The organism is Bacillus sp. FSL M8-0063 (genome assembly GCF_038005545.1).
GTDB classification, from domain to species: domain Bacteria; phylum Bacillota; class Bacilli; order Bacillales; family Bacillaceae_G; genus Bacillus_A; species Bacillus_A wiedmannii.
On the sequence record NZ_JBBOTJ010000011.1, the window covers coordinates 1 to 4,701 of the forward strand.

2 rRNA genes are annotated in these 4,701 nt (G+C 51.2%); both read left to right on the forward strand.

Going from position 1 to position 4,701, the window contains the following annotated elements:
* Positions 1-73 precede the first annotated feature (73 nt).
* Positions 74-1,625, forward strand: a 16S ribosomal RNA gene (locus MKX31_RS29070).
* Between the two features lie 146 nt (positions 1,626-1,771).
* Positions 1,772-4,693 (forward strand): 23S ribosomal RNA (locus MKX31_RS29075).
* Together the 16S and 23S rRNA genes form the textbook arrangement of a ribosomal RNA operon.
* Positions 4,694-4,701 lie beyond the last annotated feature (8 nt).

Genomic DNA, 4,701 nt, shown 5'->3' on the forward strand with positions numbered 1-4,701 from the left:
GTTCTTTGAAAACTGAACGAAACAAACAACGTGAAACGTCAATTTTTATTTTTAGATGCTAGACAAACTAACTTTATTGGAGAGTTTGATCCTGGCTCAGGATGAACGCTGGCGGCGTGCCTAATACATGCAAGTCGAGCGAATGGATTGAGAGCTTGCTCTCAAGAAGTTAGCGGCGGACGGGTGAGTAACACGTGGGTAACCTGCCCATAAGACTGGGATAACTCCGGGAAACCGGGGCTAATACCGGATAATATTTTGAACTGCATGGTTCGAAATTGAAAGGCGGCTTCGGCTGTCACTTATGGATGGACCCGCGTCGCATTAGCTAGTTGGTGAGGTAACGGCTCACCAAGGCAACGATGCGTAGCCGACCTGAGAGGGTGATCGGCCACACTGGGACTGAGACACGGCCCAGACTCCTACGGGAGGCAGCAGTAGGGAATCTTCCGCAATGGACGAAAGTCTGACGGAGCAACGCCGCGTGAGTGATGAAGGCTTTCGGGTCGTAAAACTCTGTTGTTAGGGAAGAACAAGTGCTAGTTGAATAAGCTGGCACCTTGACGGTACCTAACCAGAAAGCCACGGCTAACTACGTGCCAGCAGCCGCGGTAATACGTAGGTGGCAAGCGTTATCCGGAATTATTGGGCGTAAAGCGCGCGCAGGTGGTTTCTTAAGTCTGATGTGAAAGCCCACGGCTCAACCGTGGAGGGTCATTGGAAACTGGGAGACTTGAGTGCAGAAGAGGAAAGTGGAATTCCATGTGTAGCGGTGAAATGCGTAGAGATATGGAGGAACACCAGTGGCGAAGGCGACTTTCTGGTCTGTAACTGACACTGAGGCGCGAAAGCGTGGGGAGCAAACAGGATTAGATACCCTGGTAGTCCACGCCGTAAACGATGAGTGCTAAGTGTTAGAGGGTTTCCGCCCTTTAGTGCTGAAGTTAACGCATTAAGCACTCCGCCTGGGGAGTACGGCCGCAAGGCTGAAACTCAAAGGAATTGACGGGGGCCCGCACAAGCGGTGGAGCATGTGGTTTAATTCGAAGCAACGCGAAGAACCTTACCAGGTCTTGACATCCTCTGAAAACCCTAGAGATAGGGCTTCTCCTTCGGGAGCAGAGTGACAGGTGGTGCATGGTTGTCGTCAGCTCGTGTCGTGAGATGTTGGGTTAAGTCCCGCAACGAGCGCAACCCTTGATCTTAGTTGCCATCATTAAGTTGGGCACTCTAAGGTGACTGCCGGTGACAAACCGGAGGAAGGTGGGGATGACGTCAAATCATCATGCCCCTTATGACCTGGGCTACACACGTGCTACAATGGACGGTACAAAGAGCTGCAAGACCGCGAGGTGGAGCTAATCTCATAAAACCGTTCTCAGTTCGGATTGTAGGCTGCAACTCGCCTACATGAAGCTGGAATCGCTAGTAATCGCGGATCAGCATGCCGCGGTGAATACGTTCCCGGGCCTTGTACACACCGCCCGTCACACCACGAGAGTTTGTAACACCCGAAGTCGGTGGGGTAACCTTTATGGAGCCAGCCGCCTAAGGTGGGACAGATGATTGGGGTGAAGTCGTAACAAGGTAGCCGTATCGGAAGGTGCGGCTGGATCACCTCCTTTCTATGGAGAATTGATGAACGCTGTTCATCAATATAAGTTTCCGTGTTTCGTTTTGTTCAGTTTTGAGAGAACTATCTCTCATATATAAATGTATGTTCTTTGAAAACTAGATAACAGTGTAGCTCATATTTTTTTAATTTTAGTTTGGTTAAGTTAGAAAGGGCGCACGGTGGATGCCTTGACACTAGGAGTCGATGAAGGACGGGACTAACGCCGATATGCTTCGGGGAGCTGTAAGTAAGCTTTGATCCGAAGATTTCCGAATGGGGAAACCCACCATACGTAATGGTATGGTATCCTTACCTGAATACATAGGGTAAGGAAGACAGACCCAGGGAACTGAAACATCTAAGTACCTGGAGGAAGAGAAAGCAAATGCGATTTCCTGAGTAGCGGCGAGCGAAACGGAACATAGCCCAAACCAAGAGGCTTGCCTCTTGGGGTTGTAGGACATTCTATACGGAGTTACAAAGGAACGAGGTAGACGAAGCGACCTGGAAAGGTCCGTCGTAGAGGGTAACAACCCCGTAGTCGAAACTTCGTTCTCTCTTGAATGTATCCTGAGTACGGCGGAACACGTGAAATTCCGTCGGAATCTGGGAGGACCATCTCCCAAGGCTAAATACTCCCTAGTGATCGATAGTGAACCAGTACCGTGAGGGAAAGGTGAAAAGCACCCCGGAAGGGGAGTGAAAGAGATCCTGAAACCGTGTGCCTACAAATAGTCAGAGCCCGTTAATGGGTGATGGCGTGCCTTTTGTAGAATGAACCGGCGAGTTACGATCCCGTGCGAGGTTAAGCTGAAGAGGCGGAGCCGCAGCGAAAGCGAGTCTGAATAGGGCGTTTAGTACGTGGTCGTAGACCCGAAACCAGGTGATCTACCCATGTCCAGGGTGAAGTTCAGGTAACACTGAATGGAGGCCCGAACCCACGCACGTTGAAAAGTGCGGGGATGAGGTGTGGGTAGCGGAGAAATTCCAATCGAACCTGGAGATAGCTGGTTCTCCCCGAAATAGCTTTAGGGCTAGCCTTAAGTGTAAGAGTCTTGGAGGTAGAGCACTGATTGAACTAGGGGTCCTCATCGGATTACCGAATTCAGTCAAACTCCGAATGCCAATGACTTATCCTTAGGAGTCAGACTGCGAGTGATAAGATCCGTAGTCAAGAGGGAAACAGCCCAGATCGCCAGCTAAGGTCCCAAAGTGTGTATTAAGTGGAAAAGGATGTGGAGTTGCTTAGACAACTAGGATGTTGGCTTAGAAGCAGCCACCATTTAAAGAGTGCGTAATAGCTCACTAGTCGAGTGACTCTGCGCCGAAAATGTACCGGGGCTAAATACACCACCGAAGCTGCGAATTGATACCAATGGTATCAGTGGTAGGGGAGCGTTCTAAGTGCAGTGAAGTCAGACCGGAAGGACTGGTGGAGCGCTTAGAAGTGAGAATGCCGGTATGAGTAGCGAAAGACGGGTGAGAATCCCGTCCACCGAATGCCTAAGGTTTCCTGAGGAAGGCTCGTCCGCTCAGGGTTAGTCAGGACCTAAGCCGAGGCCGACAGGCGTAGGCGATGGACAACAGGTTGATATTCCTGTACCACCTCTTTATCGTTTGAGCAATGGAGGGACGCAGAAGGATAGAAGAAGCGTGCGATTGGTTGTGCACGTCCAAGCAGTTAGGCTGATAAGTAGGCAAATCCGCTTATCGTGAAGGCTGAGCTGTGATGGGGAAGCTCCTTATGGAGCGAAGTCTTTGATTCCCCGCTGCCAAGAAAAGCTTCTAGCGAGATAAAAGGTGCCTGTACCGCAAACCGACACAGGTAGGCGAGGAGAGAATCCTAAGGTGTGCGAGAGAACTCTGGTTAAGGAACTCGGCAAAATGACCCCGTAACTTCGGGAGAAGGGGTGCTTTCTTAACGGAAAGCCGCAGTGAATAGGCCCAAGCGACTGTTTAGCAAAAACACAGGTCTCTGCGAAGCCGTAAGGCGAAGTATAGGGGCTGACACCTGCCCGGTGCTGGAAGGTTAAGGAGAGGGGTTAGCGTAAGCGAAGCTCTGAACTGAAGCCCCAGTAAACGGCGGCCGTAACTATAACGGTCCTAAGGTAGCGAAATTCCTTGTCGGGTAAGTTCCGACCCGCACGAAAGGTGTAACGATTTGGGCACTGTCTCAACCAGAGACTCGGTGAAATTATAGTACCTGTGAAGATGCAGGTTACCCGCGACAGGACGGAAAGACCCCGTGGAGCTTTACTGTAGCCTGATATTGAATTTTGGTACATTTTGTACAGGATAGGCGGGAGCCATTGAAACCGGAGCGCTAGCTTCGGTGGAGGCGCTGGTGGGATACCGCCCTGAATGTATTGAAATTCTAACCTACGGGTCTTATCGACCCGGGAGACAGTGTCAGGTGGGCAGTTTGACTGGGGCGGTCGCCTCCTAAAGTGTAACGGAGGCGCCCAAAGGTTCCCTCAGAATGGTTGGAAATCATTCGTAGAGTGCAAAGGCATAAGGGAGCTTGACTGCGAGACCTACAAGTCGAGCAGGGACGAAAGTCGGGCTTAGTGATCCGGTGGTTCCGCATGGAAGGGCCATCGCTCAACGGATAAAAGCTACCCCGGGGATAACAGGCTTATCTCCCCCAAGAGTCCACATCGACGGGGAGGTTTGGCACCTCGATGTCGGCTCATCGCATCCTGGGGCTGTAGTCGGTCCCAAGGGTTGGGCTGTTCGCCCATTAAAGCGGTACGCGAGCTGGGTTCAGAACGTCGTGAGACAGTTCGGTCCCTATCCGTCGTGGGCGTAGGAAATTTGAGAGGAGCTGTCCTTAGTACGAGAGGACCGGGATGGACGCACCGCTGGTGTACCAGTTGTTCTGCCAAGGGCATAGCTGGGTAGCTATGTGCGGAAGGGATAAGTGCTGAAAGCATCTAAGCATGAAGCCCCCCTCAAGATGAGATTTCCCATAGCGTAAGCTAGTAAGATCCCTGAAAGATGATCAGGTTGATAGGTTCGAGGTGGAAGCATGGTGACATGTGGAGCTGACGAATACTAATAGATCGAGGACTTAACCATATAATATG